The sequence below is a fragment of the Eubacterium sp. AF36-5BH genome, assembly GCF_003460505.1.
GTDB lineage: Bacteria > Bacillota > Clostridia > Lachnospirales > Lachnospiraceae > Eubacterium_G.
Genome location: NZ_QTVG01000006.1, coordinates 42,236 through 67,922, shown reverse-complemented (window position 1 = coordinate 67,922; position 25,687 = coordinate 42,236). Strand labels below are relative to the sequence as shown.

The following is a 25,687-nucleotide window of genomic DNA, read 5'->3' as shown; positions in this document are numbered from 1 at the left end:
GCCCGCCATCGAGCAGAGTTTTACACCTAATTGGGGATAAAACAGCTGACTCCTACTGAATCTAAATTTATTCCAGGCTTTATTCCCTGAATATAAAAATATAAATTGTCAACTATAGGTACATTATTATGACTTTTAAAACCAAGTTTAACTTCAAGTGTAATTGATTTAAGGAAAGAAGCATTTCCTTCAACGCTAAATGACCAGTTATTAATTGTATTTACTTCTAATTTTCCCACAATATTAGGCATGGAATCTGTATACCCGGGAACTTCTATTTCAGCATCAAAATTAACCCCAATAAATCCCTGATTCATTCCATAAAGGACATTCTTTACCTGAACTGTTCCCTTTGTTTTCTCTTTATCTTTTTTATTTTTTGCAATAGCTCCTGATGTTCCGGTTTTCTTACTATATGTTTTATTCCATTCACTTCTAAGATCTGATGCTTTGGCTCCTGTGTCAGAAAATACGTCCGACCCTGCTGCTTTATCGTCATTTGTCACTGCATTTCTTTTTGATACAGGTATAAGGAAGCTTAAATCGAGACTTGCCGAAAAAGACATTACAAAACCTTTAGCTTCGTCTTCCTTTACATCTGCTGCATTTTCCTCATCAGTATCATACATCATTCCAAGTCTTGCAAATGATAAATTAAATGCCATTCCTGCAATTGTCATTAATCCATTTAACGCAGTTGGATATACCAGTGTAATAACCTGATCCTCAAAATCTTCTAATTCTTCTCCATTTGTATTATATGGTACAAGACTATATTCTTCTCCATTCACGATAGAAGTAAAACCTGCATTTCCTTTATATATTCTTGTATTTTCCACCGATGCATTTAACGTAACATCATCAAAATCTGTATTAATTTCTCCATCTTTTTTTGTTAATGTAATTATACCGTCAAGAGCATCAATACATCCATTTATAACAATCTTGTCTTTATCTCCATCCAAAGACTTTGCTACATACTTTACATTTTCACCATCTTCACCTTTATCGTAAGTATCATCTTTTATAAAGTCCCCTTTAAATAAAAGTAATACTTCCTCATATTTACTTTTATTTTTCTCATACTCTGTCTCATCAGAAAATGATTCTATGTTGTACTTTGCACTGTCACCTTTTGTATTTTTTTCCTGAACCACAGCTAATAACCCATAGTAGTCATTTCTATATTTAATGTCATCTGACATTACTATTGAAAGAGCATCCCCTGTAGTTTTTTTATCTACACCTGCAGGTGGTTCAATCCAATCAAAAACCAACTTGTATGTTCCAGGTTTCATTTTTTCATTAAATAGAACATCTATTTTATTTTCTTCTCCATATACGGTTATGTTTGAAGAAGGAATTTTATATTCCGTATCTTCTCCCTTAGCATAAAGAGTGTATCTGCTTTTATCCTCAAGCATTGAAAAATTCTTTCCCGTAATATATAAATGTCTTGATAAATCATTATACAAAATCTTTGGAGATGCACTATTAAATGTTATTTCCGGTAACTTACCGTTACCTCCCGGACATAGTACATATGTGGACCCCTCATATAACATATTTTCATACAAAAGATTCGAATCTGTTTTACTTGTAATTTTGTATACTCTAAATGTTATTTTTCTATAGGTTGCTGAAGTATCTACATCCGCTTTGAAATAAAACGGAATATTAATATTTGTACCTTTTTTGAAATCTACATAAGAACATCTGTAAGGCTTGGCATAGCTTGTCTCGTAAGACAATTTTTGCTGATGTTCATCTAATGGTGTTAAACCTTCAGACGCATACGCTGCAACAACCACCTCGTCATAATTTTCCTTGTCAGATATATTTTTTAAAGATGTCTGTATATTAAATATTCCATCTTCTTTATATTTACCATTTGTATCTTTGTTACAATTAGACACATAATTTTTTCCATTGATTGATAAGCTTAATGTTGCCGGCGCTGTTATGTTAAACGCAACTGTATTGATTTCCGGTTTAACCTTCTCATTGGAAAAAACACCATAATATGTATTTACAATTCCTTGTTTACCTGCATTAACTGTACCTAAATCATAGTACATTGCCATAGCACTATCCGCAGTTCCATATTGATCATTTCCTTCATTTGTAAAATCCAATGATTCATTTGGTGCAAAATCAAAATCTGTTGCTGCAATGGAATTCCAATGTGCAAAGGCAATTTGCTTTAGCATTCCCTTTGATGAAATAACAGTACTTGCTGTTGCCTGTGGATTTTTTAAATCATCATATGCATAAAATGTTGCAGGAATCTCTTCCCCTTTAATTACACATTCCTTTTCAATTGTATTACTACTATAAGATGTGTCCGGTAGTTCATAATATGCAAAATCCTGATTTCCAATTGCTGAATCTAACAGCATTCTTGCTTCTATGCTTACATTATCTGTTCCGTTATTTTTTACATTGTATGTAATGCATACCATTCCATGCTCATTTGATCCGGAATTTGCCAGTTCCAGACGCTGGGTGAATTCTAAATCACCCAGTGTCCACTTTGCTGATAATCCAGTTTTATCCTTTAACACTGTAACCTTACTTGTTTCGATTCCTTCATATGAGTAATCCTCTCCAAAAATGTATACAGCAGTTTTACCATTTCTTGTTATCTTAAAAGATGTAAATGATGTATCATAATCGTCACTGTGATACAATAATTCCTTATTATTGTCAGATTTTATTGTCTTATCACCTTCTACATTTGATATGTAAAATCCACCATTCTCACCTGACATTTGAACAGATGTATATTCATTTTCCAAAGATAAAATCTGACTGCTTATCTGAAATCCATTACTCTCCTTTGACGTAGTTTCGCTTAATGGGCTTTTAGCTGCTGCCATATAATCTGCTGGAATTGCAGTTATTACTAACGCCAATGAAAGTACTAAACAGATAATGCTTTTAGCTATTTTTTTAGTAATAATATTTCCCATCTTTGTCCTCCTATTTTCCTATGAAGAGATATGTTAGATATGACTCTTTATTTTGCGTAACAACATACAGTGTATAGAAACCTATATCTAAGTCTTTTAATTTTCCATTTTTAGATACTTTGGCGTTTTTCATTGAGCCTGCTTTTCTAATTCCTTTTTTGTAGTAAACCTTAAAAGATTCACCACTTCGCTTAGACTTTTCAAGAGTAATATCCACATTGTTGTCAAATAAAATTGTAGTATCACATGATTGTGTTAACTCTCCATTTACCCTAACTTTCAAGTTCGCAGAACTTATAACCTTTACATATCTGTTTACTGTTCGTTTATTTCCAACACTATCTGTCAGGACATATTCCACTTCATAAATGCCTTGGTTATTTAACTGTTTTTCACTTAACATATTTTTAACAGTTACTGTTGGTGCCTTATCTATGTTATCCCATAAAACAAATGTACTATCATCTAATAATTCTTCCTCAAGTTCCTTTGAAGTTGTTCCCTGAGATACATTTAACACCGTTTTGTTAAATTGAATATTAGGTGCCTGATCATCTACATATTTAACTTGTAGTAATTTGTATGAAACAAGTCCTGCCTGATCTGTTGCCTTTACCTGATAGCTTCCATTTTTACTAATCGGTAAAGTAATCCAATCTAACTCATCACCAACTAATTTTCCATCATTATTAGAATCTACCGGTGCTTTCACACTGTAATCTTTGCCTTGGAAGGTAATTGTTCCTTTTTCAGACATTGTTACTTTAACTTTACAGTTTTGTGGTGAAACATAATCTTCAGGTATTCCCACTGCATATACGCTTGGTGGTGTTTCATCTATTGAATCCACAGTAACATTCTTAGTTGTAATATTACCTGCCATATCAGTAAATGAAATTTCATATGTTCCATTACTCTTTACTGTTAAAGGTATATCTGTATTTGCTCCGTATGTTGTATCATGGTCGCATCCTGTTACAAGAACTTTTTCGTTTGATTTGCAAACGAATTTGACTTTATTGTTTTCACTTGTTTTTGTAACAGTTACCTGTGGAGCTTCCTTATCAACTATTCCCTGAAGATCAATATCTGTCAATTCATTGCTCATACCATTAGGTGACGTTGCTACCACCTTGACTATTCCTGGAACTTTTTCCTTAAATTCTACTTTAGCTTTTCTTCCTCCAAGTTCTATAAGAGTTGAAGAAAAACTACCATCATCTAAGATCCAGGAACTATCTTTTTTATAATATACCTTAATCTCTGACACAGTCTTATTAAAATCTAATGCTAAAGTTACTGAAACTCTAACAGGTTCTGTTGGTGCTATTTTTTCATATAATTTTCCATCCTTTGTATAACATGGACTCCATGAAGACACCTTAATTTTCGGTGCATCACTATCAATTTCCGTAACATTAGTTGTTACAGTAGTTTTGTTTCCACTTTTATCCTTGAATGTTGTGTTGTAACTTCCGTTATTATTTACATCCATATAGTAATAATAACCTTCGTCATCTAATCCCATTTTTAATCCATTCGTTATGGGCAGAATTGTTCCATTTTGATTTTTTGTATCCGTATTATCATCTGTATAGAATTGAAGTCGCATTTGTGTAAAGCTCTTTCCAACTTTTTTTACTGTAACCTTAGGCTTTTCTTTATCAAACTTAGTTGCACTAAAGCTATGGGCAACTTTGTTACCAGCCTCATCTACAGCCACTACAGTAATTCCACATTCCTCCGTAATCACTATGCTATTATCAATCTCCGATACTTTAACTCCACTTATATTTTGCGACATACTATTATATGAAATTTCATCTATTGATTGATTTAATCCATTAAGAACAACAATTTTTGATTTACTTACATCAAACAAAGTATACTTTATTTGATATCCTCCTGTATAACCAATATCTTTAGAAATTTCTTCAAATGTATCACTTAACGGATTCCACGAGGTTTTATACTCTGACATTCCATCATATACAGCATATATTTCCGCCGATACCTTTGGTGCTTCGATATCAGTTATTTGTTCCCCATCTTCAGGTATTGGTGTTTCGTAATCTGTTAAAATCAATTCATCCGGTAACTTTACTGTAATTGGTTCTCCTGAATTTCCACATTCATCTGCATACTCAAATGTATAATTTCTTTCTGTTCTATTTGAATGTTTAAATGTGTGCTTAAGCTCTTTTCCATTTATTCCGTATATTTCCTCAGTTGGTGATGAAATATATACTTCAACATCATTGTTTGTAGAAAGTGATAACAATTCTTCAGTATTTAATTCTTTCCCTTCTATAATATCTCCTGTTTCTTTAAATACCCATGTTACTTCCACATCGTCTGGTGCTTTCTTATCAATATTTCCAACTGAAACATTATACTCAACTGTTTTTTCTTCAGCAGCACCCTTAACAGTAAGATTAAATGTTACGGTATCATTAGCACTGAATTCAACAATTGCTTTTGACTTATTCTTATTCCATGTTACCGTATAGTTATCACTTTTCTCCTGACTCTCTTTAAGCGTCAATTCCGAATTCTTATCCACTCCCGTAATTGTTGCTACTACATTCTGATTTGTTTTTGACAATGTGCTATATTCTATATTGGCAGCATAATCGCCAAAGAAATCCTTAACTTCAATTTTTTCTGTATATTTATTATTGTAAACGTCCACATATTCAATATCATATGTTCCATCCTTACATATACCGAAATAATCCTTTAATACAATTCCTTTTAAATCTGCTCCCTCAAAATAATGCTCCATTCCCTCTCCTCTTGTTATTGGAAAACGATCCATCATATCCATTGTTCCATATAACTCTTGAGGAACATCATTCCCATTTATTTTTGTTACTCTTACCTTTCCGGTAAATTGAACATAAATTGCTTCTCCTTCCGGCTCACTTTCTACACTTTTAATTTTAGGAACATTGTTAAGTCCATAAAACTCTTCGCCATCAGTAGTTAATTCTTTTTCCATTTCGTGTCCGACTTCATCAATAACATTAATTATTACTCTATGATTAATCTTTTCTCTCAAAGATTTACTACTATCAATGTCATCATTCATTTGAATATACATATATATATAGTACCCACCATCAGTTTCCGGGCCATAAGACACCTGTATATTATTTATTCCTGTCCCTTCCAGTTCAGTTCTACCTATATATGCGCCTGCATACCCATCACCATAATCCCACTTATCTGTAGCATTAACAGTAAAAGCATCCTTATCATCTACTGCAATTTCAATTTGAGCATTGTTAAGCGGCTTGTCATCTTTTACATCAACCTCTAAAACTGCATTTTCTAAATATCCTTCATCTTCATCGGCGCCTTCATATGATTGGAATTTTGCCGGAGATATAGATTTAAATGATGCCACCGGTGTTCGACAGTCTATATTTTCAATATAGAACTGTGTATAAGCTAAGTTGCCGTACCCATCTATCGCATAATATAGATGTCTGCCATTTTGTATGTATTCAAAAGTCCGTTGACTAATCGGGTTCACTTTTGACTCATCACCTTTGAAATCTGTTTCATACAACGAAACATCCTTTGTTACAAGCTCACTTCCCATATTCACAACTCTTGCTTCCATCTTTTCAACAACACTAGTGTTTTTATCAACATCAATGTCAAGGGTTGGAGCTTTTGTATGATACATAATTTCTACTTCATGTACACTTGATTTATTACCACCTATATTCATAATCCTATAAGAAATAGTATTAGAGCCTTCAAATACCGGAATTTCACATTTTTCATCAGAATTATCTAATGCATAAAACTCTTGCGCTGTTTCTATATTTTTAACTTTTGCAGCATCAATAGGTTTTACTGTTATTGTCATAGTGTTGTTATTGTTGTTAAATTCTTCAAATTTAAACCATTTAGCTTTATTCTCATTTGAAGAATCGCCAGTCCACACCTTAATCCAATAATCATTTAAGTCTTCATTTGTCATTTCATTTACTGCTAATTCTATTGTTCTGTCATATGAAATAACTTTATTATCATCTGTATCTGTATAACAATTTCCAAGATATAATGTGTCTGTATCGTAAGCATCCTTTGTGTTTAATGTATAATCATTTTTTCTCTTATCTTCTAATGTTCTCGAGAAATTATAATCACCTGTTTTTTCAAAACCTTCATATGGAGGACGTTCAGTATTTTCGTACTCGTCTTTTGCTGTAAAATTAATTTTTGTAGATACACTATTAATACCAAAAGCTTCTGTCATTTTATCTGAATAATCATAAACAAATATATTGTCGTATTCAGCCGTTGAAACCATCTCTGTTTTGCCTTCTTCAGCATAATTTGCCAGTGATACTTTTAACACATATTTTCCATTTGCTAATTTCAAATCTTCCGGAATTTCGATGTTTTCTGTTGTTACCCCCTCAGTAACCTCCCACTGATAAACAATATATCCATCTACATTTTCCAGTCGTATATATGAATTTTTTGAACTGTAATTTATATTTTCTGTGGAAAAATCTTTAGTCCTTATATTAGATATTTTAATATCAAACCCGGCACCTTCTAGAGAAGATAAATACTCCGCTTTATTATCCTCAGGATTATAATTAATGTAATCCTCTTTGTTTACCTGTTTACCATAATTATCTTTTGGATTAATATCTATTTTATTTGTATCACCATCATAAGTTATAAAATCATTTGCAGATACATCCTTTAACTTTGACAGACCGTATTCATCGGGCATCATAGTAAATTCATCACTTATTAAACTTCCTTTTGATGAATCAAAATTTATAATATTTCCATTTTCAGAAAAAGCTGATGCCTTAAATCCTGTGCCTGCTAATACTCTAACTTTTCCATAATACATATTTCCTGATATTGCAAGGAATCTATCTCTGTATTTTTTGTCTGACTGTTGGTTAATATTAAATTCCTTTGTTATCGTATATGTACTTCCACTTTTTTCTATTTTTCCATAACTCCATTTGTTTACTTCTGTATCTGAAAATTCAGAATTAAATGGAAGTTTTTTATTATCTAGATACTCCTCCTCCTTTGATGCAATTTGAGAAGCCTGTCCTGAATTATCCCTTATGAAATAATTTTCCGGATTCAGTGGATCTTCAATTACCACAAACATACTCACATCATTATTACTTGATGTAAATGGGCCATTTACAACTAATGATGATTTTTTGTTAGAAATATTACCGGGAACTGAAACCTGAAGTGTTGGCATTGTCATATCTATATTTGCTACTACTAATTTTTCACTTACGGTCTGATTTCCTGTTATATCACTGGCGCATACATATAATCCTGCATTATAAATCTGATTTTGTGAAATGTTTTCTGTGTTAATTGTAGCAACACACTCAATTACTTTACCATTACTTTCTTTTATGTTCTTTACATTTTCTGCCTGAAGAAGTTTGTATGATTCTACAGATGGAACTTCATTTCCCTCTTTAACCCAAATATATTTGATGTTATTAGTGTCAATTCCTCCTTCATCTTTTATTCTTACCTTTGCTTCCTGGTAAGCTGTATTGTCAGAATTCTCCTTTAACGTAATTCCCTCATAAGCTAAAGTTGGATTAATTTTATCTTTTGGTTCATATTCAAAATTCGTTATTTTAGTTATGCTGTTTTCATTTACATCTGCAGATGTCATCTCTATATTCAATCCTGAACTCATGTCACTGTAATCTACATTGTCAATAAATTTTATATATAAATATACATAACTTGTTTTACCTGTAAGAGAGAATGTTGTATTTCTTTCATCAGTTCCATCTAATGCCAACTCTCTGTTTGATTTACCGTTTCTAAAAGTTTTCTTCGATAAATCCCTGTTTGATATTTCTTTAAGCGATAATATGTATTGAAAATCTGAAACTGTGCTTGATTTCAAGTCAACACTTATAGAACCTTTTCCGCCAATTACTCCTGAGGCAAAAGGAAATAAATTACTTCCACTTTGTGTATCTACATCTGTTGTGTTAAATACAACTCTATACACTTCTCCTTCTGTCTCACATCTTGCCATTGAATATTTTTTTGAAGAATCAATCTCCTCATCTCCGATTCTAATAACTGGTGACTCATTATCTAAAAAATACTCTGTTCCCGTATTTGATCTTAAATCTCCAATTTCTGTTAAACTATTATCTGAATAGTCCTTTAACATATTTTTATTTTCAATGTCTGTTACCGTTATTTTGTATTCTGATTTTTCACTGCCTTTTGATATGGGTCTTATTGACATATTTTTGTCTATTGTAACCTGATTAAATTCAATTGTTGTTGTTTCTCCATAAGAAATACTCTTAACTGTAGTTGTTATCTGACTTCCATTTGAATTATATACATTTAACTTTGCCTTAATTTTAGAATAATCCCCACTGGCAATTGTTTTTATGTTTTCATCAAGTACAACTTTCGTATGTAATTTTGTTCCATTTTTTAAATAGTTATTGGCATTGTCGTTGTTGCTGTCTTTTTTCTGATTTGTTGAAAATATTACATTTTTAATTCCAGGATTAACCGCATCAAGATATGTTCTGTAAATACCTACACCTTTCTTATATGCTGAGTCTACCCTAAAGCTGCTAACATCTACTGGATTTCCTGCAATATCTGTAATTGCACATGTTGTTTTCTTTATATTACTTTCAACTTTTGTTTTATCATTTACTCCACTTTCAAGCTTTTTCATTGTTCCACTTGAATATGAAAGTGTATTCCCCTTATTATCCAAAAATACTCTATCAAACTTATTGTTCTTATTAGCAGAAGATGTAACTACAAAACTTTTCTGATTATTAATATCTGCAAGTCCTGATATAAAAAAGTCTGTTTTGTAGTTTTCATTATCAATTTTCATTGTTGCAGGAACCCTATAAGAAAAAATGGCTTCATCATTTTTCAAACTTATTAAGTCAGCATATATCTGTGTAACTTCTTTTGTATTTTTTTTGCCTAATGCCAAACCTAATTTAATTCCCGTTGATTGTTTACTAGTGTCATTATTATCTGCAAGTCTTACATATTCACTAAATTTTACCTTTGCATAGATTGTCTGACCTGCTTTAAAATATTTTGTTGCTGTATCTGTGTTCTGCGCTGATGTAATTGTTATTTTTGAAATAGTTGGTGCCTTTGTATCCTTTAATGCTATAGATACATTTTCTACATATGCACCACTACAATTCTCACAGCCTTTTCTGGCAGTCATATATACCGCTAACTGGTTTTTATATCCTTTGTCCGGATTCATTGTATTCCAATAATCGTTTCCACCTATAGTTGAATAGTCTGAATTATTGTTTGATTCAAATAGTTTACCGCTAAACCAATCATTATTACTTCCCAAAGGGTATCCAAAAATAACCTTGCAATATTGTTTTATTTTGTTCCAATGTCTTTTGGTACTTCTATGATTATGGTTTTTAACATTTGCAGAAATGCTTTGTTGAATTTGTCCTTTCTTAGCTAAATCATACAGTCCTGAATATTTTTCGTCTTTTAAACTTGCTCTGTAAGATTTTCCTTTATCACCATGACGATTTTGATATGTAAGTCCCAACATATTTACATTATTAAAAGCGCTACCGTTTTTGGAGTCTTCTGCTAATGAATTGGTTCTTAATAAAGCTTTATATACATTATCACCATAATTTCCAGACAACATATCACTGCATAATAGAGATACTCCAATTTTTTTGGGAGCATATGTAACTGCTGCATTTACATTTAATGCACCCTTAAAAAAATTCATTGCCGGAATACTTGTTATAATCATTGCCGTCGCTAAAACTGTACTTAGAATTTTTTTACCTTTTCTCATTGTCACTAATTTGTGTTTTAACATAATCCTTTCTCCTTCCCTTTTACAATATATTTATAATTTACGTTTCTTACTAAGGTATAATTTTCTAATTAAATTATAAATTAAGTAACTATTTTCCGCATCGTACATTTTTTCAAAAAAATGGACATTTTTCTCTGTTTAATTCCATAATTTCAAAATTAATTTGAAATAAAAAATGGAAAAACATTAAAAAATGTCCATTCTATTAGTAGTACTTTTTCTACTACATTTATACAATATTCTGTTTTCTATCTTAGCATGAAATCTTTAAGCTGTTTTCTATTTGTTATATTTAATTTACTAAATACACATGTTAAATGTTGTTTTACAGTTCTTGTAGTAATATCCAAATGTTCAGCAATTTCCTTATTTGTCCATCCTCTATTAGCAAGCATTGCTATAGTAAACTCTGTGGTTGTTAAGTTATCTGCAACATCTTCATTTGTATCAGGATTATGAATTCTTCTCCAGCCGGCACTAAATTTATATGTAATATCAATTATTCTTGCATAGTCATCGGGATGTTCTTTCTTCATACAAGTCTCTATAAGTCCCTGCAAAAGTCCATGATGCTCTCCTATGCCTTCTATTAAATCATCTGGTTTTGAAATTTCCCATGCTTTCATAAAATACTCTTTTGCTTTTTCTTTTTCCATCATATTCATGCAGTCCATTGCCGCAACTAAATTTAAATATATAAAAGCTATTGGATATATTTTATCTGAAGTCATAATACATGCCTGTACTATCCCAAGTGACCTTTCATATTCTTTGTTAAGATATGTCTTATGCGCTAAAACATAAGCTCCCCACAACTGCATTCCTTTAGTAAATTCATTAAGATACTCTGACAATGGTGGAATATTTCCTACAGGTAAATGAAGCAATGTATGAGCAGCTGAAGCTACAAACACACAGCATGCACGGGTCTTTTTATCAATTTCCATTGACATTGCTTTCTCTAAATATTCTCTTAACCGATTTAATCCTATTCTAGCAGAATTTATCCTATCTAAAGATAAATTTGCAAAAGTGTATATAAGACTTGCAGAAAGTTTTAACATTATGTCTTCATGATTTAAATACATTTCTGAATATTTTACGGCTTTTTCATGCTGTCCACTAAAGTAGTAATATTCTGCATATGCCATTTCTTTTTGTGGAACATCTTCAATACTTTCTATAAACTCTAAGCATTTTCCAAGTTGAAATGAAGAGCTCATAAGTAACATCGGTATGCGTACAACCTCTTTATTTTGTGGGTTATAATCTATATGCACATTTCCTTTGTTTTCGTTTTCTTTTTTTTCTGTAAGGCCTAAAATATAATCTGCTGACACTCCAAATTCTTTTGTTAATCCAATAAGAATTTCGCTGCTTATGGTTTTAGTCTCTTCATTAACTATTCGACTAATCTGAGATGGAGTTACATTTAATCGCCTTGCCAATTCGCGCCTTGTAATTCCTTTTTCATTACATAAGGACATAATTATTTGTGCTGAAGTTTTATGTGATTCCATAGTTTTCTCTCCTTTATAAATTAACTATAGCACGTATAAAAAGCTGTTGCAAATTTGCAATTTTCCACGATTCATCGTTTAACATATATTCCTTTACTACTGATTTTCAATTTTTTTTGCTAACTCTTCCAAATATTCCCAACGATCCATTTTTTCCATCAACAGCATTTCCGCAGCTTCCTTTTCTTCCAGTAATTCTCTTAATTTTACAGAATTGGTTGCATTTTTGTTCATTTCCATATCAAGGTTTTCCAACTTTTCTTCCAGTTTTGCAATATCCTCTTCTATTGTTTCATACTCTCTTTGCTCATTGTAAGAAAATTTTAATTTTTTATTTTTATGTTTATAAGATTCCTTTTTTTCATTACCGGATAACTTGTTTTCTTTACCACTTCCCCATTTTTTTTGTTCAGGCAGACTTTGGTTACTATTAGCTAACTCTTTTTCAGCTTTCTTCTTATTAATATAGTCTGTATAACCACCTTCATACTGACTAATTACTCCATTTCCCTCAAATGCGAAAATTCTTCTCACCACTCTATCAAGAAAATATCTATCATGGGATACTGTAATTACAATGCCATCAAAACTATCCAAATAATCTTCTAATATTGTCATTGTTTCAATATCTAAATCATTTGTAGGTTCATCTAAAATAAGTACGTTAGGTGCCTCCATAAGTACCCTTAAAAGGTTAAGTCTTCGTCTTTCTCCACCGGACAATTTTTCTATTTTGCTATACTGTTGAGATGATGGAAATAGAAATCTTTCAAGCATTGCCGATGCCGATACAAGTCCATCCTCTGTACGAACAAATTCCGCTGTGTTTTTTATGTAATCAATAACTTTTTCCTGTGGATCCATGTAAGCAATTCCACCTTGTTGGTCTGTCTCAATTTCCTGTGTATAGTAGCCGATTTTGATAGTCTGTCCAATTGTTACAGTTCCACTGTCAGGTTTAATTCTACCATCTATAATTTTCATTAAAGTTGTTTTACCACAACCATTTTTTCCTACAAATCCTACTCTGTCACCTTTTAAAAAATTATAAGAAAACTCTTTAATTAAAATATTATCCTGCCCATAATTTTTTGAAACTTTATCAAGTTCAATGGTAGTTTTTCCCATCCTTGATTTAATACTGCTTAATTCAATTTTATCATCTTCAACTATTCCTTTTTGATTCTTAAGATTTTCATAGCGCTGTATATGAGCTTTTTGCTTTGTGGACCTTGCTCTTGCGCCACGCTGCATCCACTGAATCTCCTTGCGGAGAATACTTTGTCTTTTGCGTTCACTTGCCTTCTGACTGTCTTCTCTTTCTGCCTTACGCTGTAAAAATCCAGAATACTTTTCGTTATAGCTGTAAATTTTTCCTTTGTCTAACTCGATAATTCTATTAGTAACGCTATCTAAAAAATATCTGTCATGAGTTACCATAACTAAGGCCCCTTTAAATGCGCGCAACTGATTTTCCAACCACTCTGCCATTTCACTGTCTAAATGGTTTGTAGGCTCGTCTAGAATTAAAATATCGCAAGGTGTAATAAGCACAGAAACTAAAGCAAGTCTTTTTCTTTGACCACCGGACAATTCACCTGTTTTTTGTTCAAAATTATTTATACCAAGTCTTGTCATCATGGCTTTTGCCTTAACTAACTCGTCTTCGTTTGCATGATGATGTACCATATTCTGCACACTTTCAATTACTGTGTCGTCTTCATTAAACTTCGGGTTCTGTGGCAGATAATGTATCATCAAATTAGATGCCTTTATGACATTTCCACTGTCAGGTACTTCTAAGCCTGCCATAATTTTTAGCAGTGTTGATTTTCCTGTCCCATTTATGCCAATGATTCCGACTTTTTCGCCTTCATGAAGGTAAAAGCTTGCGTCATCAAATAATTTCCTTTCTGTATATGAATGTGTAATGTTTTCTAATGATAAAATATTCACTTAATGCCTCTTTTCATAAAATTTTTGTTGTCTATAATTCACTAAACTTTTTTGCTATTAGTATAACACATATGTAGAAAACCGTAACAATAAACAGAACCGTTTTAGCTTAATTTTATGCTGGGAAATATTTAGACAGTTGTATGATTTTTGATAAATTCTTCAGGTGCCCATTCAACTGATTTACAGTCACCTGAAACTGCGGAACATTTATGTTCTAAATGTGATAAGTACTCTGAACATTGGAAACCTGTTGCAGAAAAATTATGGAATAAAAATAAATAGCTTTTAATTCATACACTCTACTGTGCCCTGTATGTTGTCCACAAACATACGGAGCACAAAAAAACCTAGGACACATTATTGTAGTCCTAGGTTTTTTCATTTATTGCTTATTCTCTAAACAACCATATGAAGAATTTATTTATCCTTCAATTTCTATAAATTTTTCTTTTTCTTCAACCTGTTTGTTTTCTTTTGGAACTGTGAAAGACAAAATTCCGTTTTCATATTTAGGATGAACATCCTGAACAGTTACATGATCACCAACATAGAAACTTCTTGTTAGGCTACCTGCATAACGTTCACGTCTTACATATTTACCCTTCTTATCTTTCTCGTCCTTGTCTAATCCTTTAGCTGCATTAATTGTTAATACACCATTTTCAAGTTTCATCTTTATTTCGTCTTTTTTGAATCCTGGAAGATCCATAGAAACTTCATAGCCATTCTCTGTGTCCTTAACATCAGTCTTCATTAAATTTTTAGCATGTTTACCATACAATTTCTTGTCAACATCTGGGAACTCTGGGAATTCAAAGCCTCTTGAAAAATCATCCATAAAGTCATCAAATAAGTTTTCTCCAAAAATACTAGGCATCATCATAAGTCATCTCTCCTTCCATATTACATAACTAAAACTTAATTTGTCATGCGCTACAGCGTAGCGACTAATTTGTTGTGCGCCATCACGTTGAGACCTTTTAGCCTTTTTGTATTTATCTTTGTACCTTTTTCTTTGTACAATTATGTTATAGTCCTTTTTGTTAGCACTGTCAAGAGGTGAGTGCTAATTTTTTTGTGAATTTTTTGTGAACTTTCCAATTTGTGCTTTCAGCCTGTGAGTCTATTTTCCGTAAACTGACACTAAAATGTCATACGCCTTTCCATATGCTGCTTCCCAATTAATTATAACCTTGTTAATCATGTATGTTTTCTCAAGGTCAATTATAAGCCATGCATCATCTGCAAAATTTGATGACCATCTTGAATCATTATTTCCACTTCCATCTGCCCCATAATCCTTTGCGTTATAGGCATAAGCAAAAGCACCGGAACGCCCATTTTATAAGGGTTTCCCAGTGCTTTTATTAATAAATTTGTATCCTAATATGCCCGTCAAATCCGATAAAAACCAACCAATTGGTATGGCTACCCAAATACCAATTACTCCTATAACCGGTATTTTTGATAAATAATATGCTAAAACAACTCGTGTTCCAAGAGAAATTATTGTAAGAATTACTGACATTAATGGCTTATTTATAGCCCTATAAAAACCGTAAAGCATAAATAAAATTCCAATTCCTACATAAAAGGCACCTTCTATTCTTAAATAAGTCACTCCCGTACTTATAACTGCTGCACTCTTACTGCTTACAAATATTGACATAAGTGGTCTTGCAAATATAAATACCAAAGCACTTATTCCCAGGCAAAATAGGACTACACTAATACCTGCTTTTTTTACGCCTTCTTTAATTCGCTGCTTTTGATTGGCACCATAATTTTGGGCTACAAAAACAGAAAAGGCATTTCCAAAATCCTGTGCCGGCATATAGGCAATGGTATCAATTTTCACCGCCACCGCAAATGCCGCCATTACATTTTGTCCAAATCCATTAACTATTCCCTGAACCATAAGTATGCCCAGATTCATTACTGACTGCTGAATACAGGTGTAACCTGAAAGTGACAAAATGTTTTTGAAATTACTTTTGCTCCACCTGAAATCTTCTTTTCTGACCCTGTACTCCGGATATTTGATTATGTAATATGTCAATATCCCAAGCCCTGCAACATACTGGGAAATTACCGTAGCAACTGCTGCTCCCATTATTCCCATGCCAAGTCCAATTACAAAATATAAATCGAGTATTATATTTAACACCACTGAAACGCCAAGAAAAATTAAAGGTGTTACAGAATTGCCAACTGCCCTTAACAGGTTGGAACAATCGTTGTAAATATACGTTGCAAAAAATCCTATAAATACATAAAACAAATATGTCCGCATATCAGCAAATGTGTTATCTGGCACATTTAAAGCCTTTATAATTTTATCTAAAAAAATGTATGAAATTATTATCAGTATTATTGTCAGACCACAGGTAATTTCTGAAGATATAACAATTCCGTTTCTAATTGTTCTATTATCTTTGTTTCCAAATGCCATTGAAATAAATGTGCTACTTCCCAATGATAACCCCATAATAATGGATGTTAGAAACGTCATTAACGTATATGACGAACCAACCGCTGCTAAAGCAGTGTTGCCAATGAATCTTCCCACTACCCATGTATCGGCTAAGTTGTAAAACTGTTGCATTACATTTCCAAGCATCAATGGGATTGCAAACGCCCACAAGCCTTTTGAAATATTACCTTTTGTTAAATCTATGTTCTTTGCCATTATGTGTTCCTTATTTATTTTTTATATTTATAATCACATACTCCGAATGCTTTTCAGTTCTTATTGGATAGCCCCAACCTGCAATTCCTGATGTGACTATTTCGTTTAAATTACCTTCCTTCACATAACCATAATTCAAATCATTCATATGTAACATTGGCGAAATTAAGCCTATTGGTAAAATCTGACCTGCATGTGTATGACCTGATAAAATAATATCGCCACCGGCTTTCTTCACTTCACTATATTCACATGGCTGATGGTCTAAAACAATCCATTGCTTATTTTTATCCAGCCCTTTAGTCAAGGCAGTTATGTTCTTTCTAATGAAATTTCCATCGCCTCTGTCAGCTCTTCCAACAAGCACTAAATCATTGTTTATTTTTTCAACATTGTCTTCCAAAATTGTGATTCCATCTTTTGTTATCTCTTCTGCTAATGCTTTTGGTGTGTAATATGGTTTTGATGTATAATTATTTTTGTCATGATTTCCGTAAACATAATAAATTCCGTATTTATTATGTATACCACTTAAAGTCTTAAATGCCTCTTTCATTTGTGGTAACGTGGTACTTTCATCAACAAGGTCACCATCCAAAATAACAATGTCAGGACTTTCTTTATTTATTCTCTCAACAACTTTTTCCAACTGCTCCTTATTTAAAGTTATTCCATAATGAAGGTCTGAAATCAATGCCAGCTTATAGCCTTCACTTCTAATATTCTTCTCTGTAGTAACAGTATAATTTGTGGATATAACATTAAAAATATTAAAATATCCGTATGTTAAAATTGCCACTGTAAGAGCTATTGCGACTATGCCTGTTCTATGTAAAAAGCTCACAGCCTTCGGCATGTCATCATTCTTTCTCACTTTTTTTCCAATCCACATTATTAGATCTATGATAAGCAGGAATGCTGCCAAATGTAAAAGAACAAAAAACCAAGTTCCTTTCAATGCAACTGCCGGTGTTAAAATTAATACCGTACCAACTATTGCTGCTATGTTCTTTTTAGACTTTTTCATTTCGCCTTTGCAGAAATCAACTGCTCTGTAAATTTTTCTAAAAAGGTAAAATATTACCACTCCAATTGCAATAATTGGAAGCACAATCCAAATAAAAATCATAAATTCTTCATCCTTTTATAGTTTAACCATATTGCATAAATATTTTTAACCTTGGCAATTAAAACCAAGCCTTAACGCTTCCGTTTAATAACTTTCCTTTTCCCCAATTAATATTAGGGTATTCTTTTTGTAAGTTCTTTTCTACATTTTCGATTCCACTTCCACCTGATGTAGCAAATGGTATTACTGTCTTACCTGAAAAATCATAGCTGTCTAAAAATGTATCAATAATCTTTGGTTCAACATACCACCAAATTGGGAATCCAACTAATACTGTATCATACATGTCCATATTTTCAACCTGCTTTGCAATTTCAGGTCTGCTTGCAGGATCATTCATTTCTACAGAACTACGACTTTTCTTATCCATCCAATTTAAATCTGCTGATGTGTATTTTTCCTTTGGCTCAATTTCAAATACATCACCATCTACCTCTTTTGCTAACTTATTAGCTGTTTTTGCTGTTACTCCGCTTGCACTAAAATATGTTACTAATACTTTACTCATATGTATCACTCCTTCTTTGATTGATTCTATCAAAACCTAATCCCACACCATATTCAATATAACACTGACTTCTTTACCATGTCTAATACCTATTATACATATATGGATATGCCTTTTGTGTATCTTATTTGTAAACATTTTTTATGGAATAAACATTCTTCCATAATTCTGTTGCACAAAACTGTTCTACTATGAATGTGTACTCATTTTTCTCTATCTCATAGGATGCACACTTGTTCCCAGTTCTCTCATTTGACAAATTTTAACTCGTCGTTTATATTTAGTTAGGTTTCTAACAATTAGATTTCTAATTAAGGAGGTTACTATGCAGGAAACACTTCACTACCTATTGATGTCTGATCATCTAATGGTACAAAAAGCTTTGGTTGCAAGTGTAAAAGACACCGGGCTAACTCCCGGGCAACCGAAAATACTTGACTACTTGCTTCACCATGATGGGGCTATTCAAAAAGATATTGCCATGTTCTGTCACATTGAACCGGCATCTTTAACATCTATTTTAAACGGTATGGAAAAAAAGGGATATATTGAAAGAAAAACAGCAGGCAATAATCGCCGCTCACTTCATGTATACCTTACAAAAACCGGGAAAAAATACGCTGACCGTCTAAACCTTGAATTTGCAAAAATCGAAACAGATGCATTAAAAGGTTTTACTGAAGCAGAAACAAATCAGTTACATAATATGCTCTATCGCGTATATGAAAATATGGCAAATACTAAAAAGAAAGAAGGCTTGAATTAATGAAACATTTAAAAATCAGAATACCAATGTATTTTATTGGACTTTTTATAATGACTATTGGTATTGCACTTTCCGTAAAATCTAATCTTGGTGTATCACCTGTTAGTTCTATTCCTTACACTATTACCTGTGTATGGGGTATCGAAATGGGAAAGGCAACTATTCTTTTCCACATCATACTGGTAATTCTTCAGATTTTACTACTTAGAAAAAATTTTAAACCGGTGCAGTTATTACAGGTTCCTGTTGGCGTAGTATTTGGATACTTTACAACTTTTTGTAACTATATGGTATCTTTTCTTCCAACACCTGAGAATTTAGCAATTCGTATTTTTATGGTACTTTTAAGCACTGTATTTGTGGCATTTGGTATTTTTCTATATTTACCGGCAGATTTGATTCCACTTGCAGGAGAGGGCTGTATGCAGGCTGTTTCTTCTGTTACCCGTATTGAATTTTCAAAAGTAAAAATTGGTTTCGACTGTACAATGGTTGTAGTATCAGCCGTTACATGTCTTGGTGCATTACATAGCCTTGGCAGTGTTGGTATAGGTACAATTATTGCTGCCATCTTAGTTGGTACATTAGTAGGTGTTGTTAATCGTGCTTTCGGTAAACAGCGTGATAAATTACTTGGTAAAACCGACGAAGCCGCTGTATCCGATGATGAATTTACTTCAAATTATGTAATTACCATTTCACGAGAATTTGGAAGTGGTGGTAGAGAAATTGGTAAGATTTTGGCAAAACAGCTTGGTTTTGATTACTATGACTCAGAACTCATACGACTTGTTGCTGAAAAAAGTGGTTACTCACCTGAATTTGTAGAGAAAAATGAACAGGTTCTTAAAAATCCTGTTCTCCATGATTTCTTTGCCTGGTATGGCGAGCCACTGGAAGAAACAGAACTACCTAAAGTAAATCAGCTTTTTATTAAAGAATCTGAACTTATACGTGAGATTTCACAGAAAGGTCCATGCATTATTGTTGGTCGACTTGCCAATTACATGTTAAAAGAACTGCCTACTGCATACCATGTATTCATCAGTGCTGATACTGCCGCTGAAATAGCCAGAGTTTCAGCTCGTGATAACATTTCAGAAAAGGCTGCTAAGGCTAAAGTTAAAAAAGTAAACCATGAACGTGCTGTTCACTGTAAATATTTTACTAAAACAGACTGGGGTAATGTTAAAAACTATGATTTGTGTATTAAGTCCGATGACTTTGGCGTTGATGAAACAGCACAAATTATTAAAACTCTTTTCCAAAAGAAAATGAATATAGAATAAAAAATTATAAAGAATATAATTTACTAACTTACAGGTCAAATGCGTGTTTGCTAGTGTAATTATATTTTTAAACAACAAGCATTCATAAACTACTAACAATAATGGTTAAGTATTCGTACCATTTTAGTAATTTATGACTGCTTGTTTTTTATCTATTGTATTCTTCCCATTTATGAATTAACAACCTGACCTATTTTCTTATTTTCATTTATAACAGATTAACAACCTATTCTGTTATCTTTTCATTTATAATAAATCAACAACCTGTCCTGTTTTACACAATGTTTCCTAATACAATATTAATTAATTTCTTATTTAGCATTATTGTTTTGTTCCATGGATTAAAAATTACACCTTCAATATCATTTGCACTTAAAGATGATTTCAACAATTGATCCATGTCTGCAAGGAATGTGGACATTACCTGATTTCCACCTTTCATTTCCTCATCAAAACTTGTAAACGCTGCCCACCATTTCTTGCCATCAGGAGTTTCCACAACCTGTAATCTTATCTGATTATCTCCCCTTGGTGGCTCCACAGCTATAATCATCTGTGCTTTCTTTGTCATTGTTCTACGAATAACCGTAAGAGTATGTGCCAACATTTCATAGCTGCTTTCTTTTTGTAGTGCCTCAATAGCTTCCTCGATTCTGTAGTTTTCTTTTAACCCTGCATCGATTTTTTCATTGTCCCTGTGCATAAAATTTCACCCCTTTGTACTTTCATTTCTTCCGAAATTTACCTTTGCTATTTAAATTTGAATCCGATAAAATCCAATATTTTTGCAACATTATTGTTTAAAATTAAATCCTGGTTAAAATTTAAATCATACTTTTTTATTATGATTAGTATACCACCAACAGATGTTTTTTTCAGCAGAAAATCTCACTATTTTGCATTTAGGTTGTAATTATTTTATGCAATTTTTTAAATTTGTAAATTAATATTATTTTATTTTTCTAATTAGATTTACCATTTCAATAGCGCCAAGTGCACACTCGTATCCTTTGTTTCCAGCCTTGCTTCCTGAACGTTCAATTGCCTGTTCAATATTTTCTGTAGTAATTACACCAAACATTACAGGTATATCATTTTCCATTGAAACTGCTGCAATACCTTTTGATACTTCATTGCAAACATAATCATAGTGACTTGTGCTTCCTCTAATAACAGCTCCTAAACAAATTACAGCATCATATTTTCTGCTTTTTGCCATTTTTGATGCAACAAGTGGAATTTCAAAAGCACCTGGCACCCATGCAACGTCTACATCATCTTCGTTTACATCATGTCTTACCAAACCGTCAATTGCTCCACTAAGCAATTTTGATGTAATGAACTCATTAAACCTTGCCACTACAATTCCAACTTTCATGCCTTCTGCTACTACTTTTCCTTCTAAAATATTCATTTTCTTTCCTACCTTTCATATCTTAATATGTCAACACTATCCCCTATTCTCTGCCCAGCTAAATACTTTATCGAAAGCACGCTCCCGCTGCGTTCCGCTCGTAGCGGTCCTATAAAGCCGACTACGCTGCCTTTATGGACCGACGGCTCCACAGCACTTTCTTATAAAGTCTTTAGCTGTGCAGAGAATATTTTTAGTTGTTGTTTTTACTTATTTATTTTTGTCTTTGATTATTTATTAATCTTCTCTTTTATTATTTGTACTGGAGAATATGTCCCATTTTGTATTGTTTTGTTTTTAAGTAATATAAGTCATATTCTGTTGCGTCCATTTGAATTGGAACTCGTTTAGATATTTCCATTCCAAATTCTTCTAACTGGTATACTTTGTCAGGATTATTTGTTAAAAGTTTCAAATCTTTTACGCCTAAATCTCTTAGTATCTGAGCGCCGATATAGTATTCTCGCTCGTCTCCTTTGAATCCTAATGCTAAATTTGCTTCCAAAGTATCCATGCCTTTTTCCTGAAGCTCGTATGCTTTTAATTTATTTATCAAGCCAATGCCTCTACCTTCCTGTCGCATATAAAGTAAAATTCCTCTGCCTTCTTTTTCAATTTGAGTCATTGCGGCAGCAAACTGCTGTCCACAGTCACATCTAAGGGAACCAAAAGTATCACCTGTAAGACATTCTGAATGAACTCTGCAAAGAACGTCTTTACCATCTCCAATATCACCTTTTACTAACGCAATATGGTGTTCACCGTTTAATTTATTTACATATCCATATGCTGTAAACTCACCATATTTTGTTGGCATTTTTGTAACTGTCACTCTATCCACTAATTTTTCGTGTACTTTTCTGTAGTGCTGTAAATCTTTAATGCTAATCATTTTGATATTCATATCCTTAGCCAACTGAACTAATTCTTTAGTTCTCATCATTGTGCCGTCTTCACGCATAATTTCACAGCAAAGTCCACATTCCTTTAGACCTGCCAATCTGCACAAATCCACTGTGGCTTCTGTGTGGCCGTTTCTTTCTAACACGCCATTATCTTTTGCCAAAAGTGGAAACATATGTCCCGGTCTTCTGAAATCTTCCGGTTTTGCATTTTCGTCAACACACTTCATAGCTGTAATTGAACGTTCTGCTGCTGAAATTCCTGTTGTTGTATCTACCGCATCAATTGAAACTGTAAAAGCTGTTTCATGATTATCTGTATTATTTGTAACCATTTGAGGAATTCTAAGTTTTTCCACATACTCCTTTGACATTGGCATACAAATAAGTCCCTTTCCATAAGTTGCCATAAAATTAATATTTTTAGTTGTGGCAAACTCTGCTGCACATATAAAATCTCCTTCATTTTCTCTGTCAGGATCATCTGTTACTAAAATAATTTTTCCATTTTTTAATTCTTCTAAAGCTTCTTCTACTGTATTAAACTGATACATTTTCTACCTCTCTTTCTATCAAAAACCATGCTTACTTAAAAACTCCATAGTTATTCCTGAATGGCTTTTTGTTTGCTTATTGTCTGATGACTCATTATTTTTTAATGATTGATTATGACACTCAACCACACCTCCGCCAAAGCTAATCAACCGTTCCACATATTTTCCAATAATGTCATTTTCCAAATTAACAACATCACCAACTTTTTTATCTTTTAAAATCGTTACCTGAACTGTATGTGGAATTGCTGAGATTGCGAAATTCTCATTACTCACTTTTGCAACAGTAAGGCTGATTCCGTCTATTGTTATGGAACCTTTTTCTACGATATATTTAAGTATTGTAGGGGCTGTCTTAATGGTATACCAAATTGCATTATCGTCTTTTTCTATTTTTGCAATTGTGCCTACACCATCCACATGACCTGAAACTATGTGACCACCAAATCGTCCATTAGCAGCCATTGCTCTTTCTAAATTTACCCTACTGCCGGTTTTCAGATTATTTAAAGATGAACGTCTCAAAGTTTCATGCATTACATCAGCTTTGAAAAACTGACTTCCTATTTCAGTTACCGTTAAGCAGATTCCATTTACTGCAATGCTGTCACCAATTTTTGTTTCTTCTAAAACTTTTGTAGCGCCAATAGTTAATATTGCTGAGTTGGCAGATTTTCTTATGGTTTTAACAGTCCCCATTTCCTCTATAATTCCTGTAAACATTAGCCTCACTCCTTTATGTAACTTTCAATTAAAATATCTTCACCAAGAATGCTGACCTTACTTTTTTCAAGTTTTAAGCTTTCGGCTGGCAACTTAAATCCCTGTCCTTCAACCGGTGTCTTGGCATCTTTCCCGCCAAAAATTTTAGGTGCAATGTAAATTTCTGTTTTATTAACAAGTCCCTTGGATACCATTGACCAGTTAAGAGTTCCACCACCTTCAACAATGACACTGTCAATATTCATCTCCCCTAATTTTTTCATCAGGCTTTCCAAACTTACTTTGCCATTTTCATCAGGTAGCTGAAGAATTTTGCATCCTAGCTCTTCATAAATTTTCACCTTTTCTTCTTCAACATTTCCCGTTGCAATTATTGTTTGAATATCTTTTGCTGACTGTACAATATTCGATTCAATAGGTGTTCTTAAATTAGTATCACATATAATTCTTGTTGGATTTACACCTTCAGGGATTCTGCAGGTAAGCATTGGATTATCTTCCAACACTGTTTTAACCCCTACCATAATTCCACTGTATCTATGTCTATTATTATGTACATGCTCTCTGGCTTTTTCCCCTGTAATCCACTTAGACTCTCCTGTGTAAGTAGCAATTTTCCCATCAATAGTCATTGCATATTTTAAAATTACATACGGTGTTTTTGTTTGAATATAGTGGAAAAAAACTTTATTTAAACTGTCACATTCTTCTTTTAAAATATGGGGTTCAACTTCTATTCCATTATCCTGTAAAATCTTAATTCCTTTGCCTGCTACTAATGGATTAGGATCATCTGAACCTACACAAACTTTCTTTATACCAGCCTGAATAATTGCCTCCACACATGGTGGCTGTTTTCCTTTGTGGCAACAAGGCTCCAATGTAACATACATGGTAGCTCCCGTCACATCATCAGTGGCGTTTGCAAGAGCATCTCTTTCCCCATGCAAATCACCATACTTGTGGTGGTAGCCTTTGCCAATAACTTTTCCATTTTTCACAATAACGGCACCTACCATTGGATTCGGTGATGTATAACCCATTCCTTTTTTTGCTAAATCCAGTGCCATTCTCATATAATATTCAGAATTCATTTTTCACCTCCTGATTTTGTGTAAATAATGAAGATTGTCGCTTGTGACATTCTTTGCGCTGAGTGCGTGCCCGTCTGCAACTATTTTCTTATTACATAAAAAGCCCTGAGCATATGCTCAGGGCTTTTTTCAATCTATGTTATCTAATCAATTCCTGTTAATACTGATTAACATTTAAGTAAATTATTGAAGTAATTATTAACATTATTTCATTTTAAATTTGCTATATGATAATTACTAATTTTGAACATATCTGCCAAACATATTATTATTC

14 protein-coding genes and 1 pseudogene are annotated in these 25,687 nt (G+C 32.8%); 2 read left to right on the top strand and 13 right to left on the bottom strand.

What is annotated here, in order from left to right:
* Nucleotides 1–26 precede the first annotated feature (26 nt).
* The 8 genes from DW006_RS07380 to DW006_RS07335 form a co-directional block, all read right to left on the bottom strand.
* Nucleotides 27–2,972 (bottom strand): hypothetical protein, encoded by a 2,946-nt coding sequence (locus tag DW006_RS07380; protein ID WP_117999715.1) that lies wholly within the window; start codon nucleotides 2,970–2,972, stop codon nucleotides 27–29.
* Nucleotides 2,973–2,982: 10 nt separating this feature from the next.
* Nucleotides 2,983–10,866, bottom strand: coding sequence for a hypothetical protein (locus DW006_RS07375; protein ID WP_117999714.1), 7,884 nt, complete (start codon nucleotides 10,864–10,866; stop codon nucleotides 2,983–2,985).
* Between the two features lie 248 nt (nucleotides 10,867–11,114).
* Entirely contained in the window at nucleotides 11,115–12,386 is a 1,272-nt protein-coding gene (locus tag DW006_RS12430; RefSeq protein ID WP_117999713.1) for a helix-turn-helix domain-containing protein, read from the bottom strand.
* A 96-nt stretch (nucleotides 12,387–12,482) separates the two neighbouring features.
* Nucleotides 12,483–14,342, bottom strand: a complete 1,860-nt coding sequence (locus DW006_RS07365) for an ABC-F family ATP-binding cassette domain-containing protein (protein ID WP_117999712.1) — start codon at nucleotides 14,340–14,342, stop codon at nucleotides 12,483–12,485.
* Nucleotides 14,343–14,766: 424 nt separating this feature from the next.
* Nucleotides 14,767–15,228, bottom strand: coding sequence for an Hsp20/alpha crystallin family protein (locus DW006_RS07355; RefSeq protein WP_117999711.1), 462 nt, complete (start codon nucleotides 15,226–15,228; stop codon nucleotides 14,767–14,769).
* 459 nt (nucleotides 15,229–15,687) lie between these two features.
* The gene (locus DW006_RS07345) at nucleotides 15,688–17,034 is read right to left on the bottom strand and encodes an MATE family efflux transporter (protein ID WP_117999710.1); all 1,347 of its coding nucleotides are present in this window, start codon (nucleotides 17,032–17,034) and stop codon (nucleotides 15,688–15,690) included.
* Nucleotides 17,035–17,044: 10 nt separating this feature from the next.
* A complete protein-coding gene (locus DW006_RS07340) occupies nucleotides 17,045–18,163 on the bottom strand; it encodes a metallophosphoesterase (protein WP_117999709.1) in 1,119 nt (372 codons plus the stop codon).
* A 58-nt stretch (nucleotides 18,164–18,221) separates the two neighbouring features.
* A complete protein-coding gene (locus tag DW006_RS07335; RefSeq protein ID WP_117999708.1) occupies nucleotides 18,222–18,671 on the bottom strand; it encodes a flavodoxin in 450 nt (149 codons plus the stop codon).
* Nucleotides 18,672–18,996: 325 nt separating this feature from the next.
* Between DW006_RS07335 and DW006_RS07330 the strand changes: the two genes are divergently transcribed.
* A complete protein-coding gene (locus DW006_RS07330; RefSeq protein ID WP_117999707.1) occupies nucleotides 18,997–19,437 on the top strand; it encodes a MarR family transcriptional regulator in 441 nt (146 codons plus the stop codon).
* Complete coding sequence (locus DW006_RS07325) at nucleotides 19,437–20,726, top strand: cytidylate kinase family protein (protein ID WP_117999706.1); 1,290 nt, start codon at nucleotides 19,437–19,439, stop codon at nucleotides 20,724–20,726. Before DW006_RS07330 ends, DW006_RS07325 begins: the two co-directional genes overlap by 1 nt.
* A gap of 274 nt (nucleotides 20,727–21,000) precedes the next feature.
* On the opposite strand, the gene DW006_RS07320 is transcribed toward DW006_RS07325, so the two are convergent.
* The 5 genes and pseudogenes from DW006_RS07320 to ribD all read right to left on the bottom strand — a co-directional run bounded on the left by DW006_RS07320 (nucleotide 21,001) and on the right by ribD (nucleotide 25,413).
* Nucleotides 21,001–21,429: an SseB family protein gene (locus DW006_RS07320; RefSeq protein WP_022164912.1), complete on the bottom strand. Its 429-nt coding sequence runs from the start codon at nucleotides 21,427–21,429 to the stop codon at nucleotides 21,001–21,003.
* A gap of 246 nt (nucleotides 21,430–21,675) precedes the next feature.
* Entirely contained in the window at nucleotides 21,676–22,140 is a 465-nt protein-coding gene (gene ribE, locus DW006_RS07315) for a 6,7-dimethyl-8-ribityllumazine synthase (protein WP_022164913.1), read from the bottom strand.
* 253 nt (nucleotides 22,141–22,393) lie between these two features.
* Nucleotides 22,394–23,596: a bifunctional 3,4-dihydroxy-2-butanone-4-phosphate synthase/GTP cyclohydrolase II gene (locus DW006_RS07310; protein ID WP_117999705.1), complete on the bottom strand. Its 1,203-nt coding sequence runs from the start codon at nucleotides 23,594–23,596 to the stop codon at nucleotides 22,394–22,396.
* 18 nt (nucleotides 23,597–23,614) lie between these two features.
* Nucleotides 23,615–24,319, bottom strand: a complete 705-nt coding sequence (ribE, locus tag DW006_RS07305; RefSeq protein ID WP_117999704.1) for a riboflavin synthase — start codon at nucleotides 24,317–24,319, stop codon at nucleotides 23,615–23,617.
* Nucleotides 24,282–25,413, bottom strand: a pseudogene (ribD, locus tag DW006_RS07300) (bifunctional diaminohydroxyphosphoribosylaminopyrimidine deaminase/5-amino-6-(5-phosphoribosylamino)uracil reductase RibD). Before ribD ends, ribE (DW006_RS07305) begins: the two are co-directional and overlap by 38 nt.
* Nucleotides 25,414–25,687: the final 274 nt, after the last annotated feature.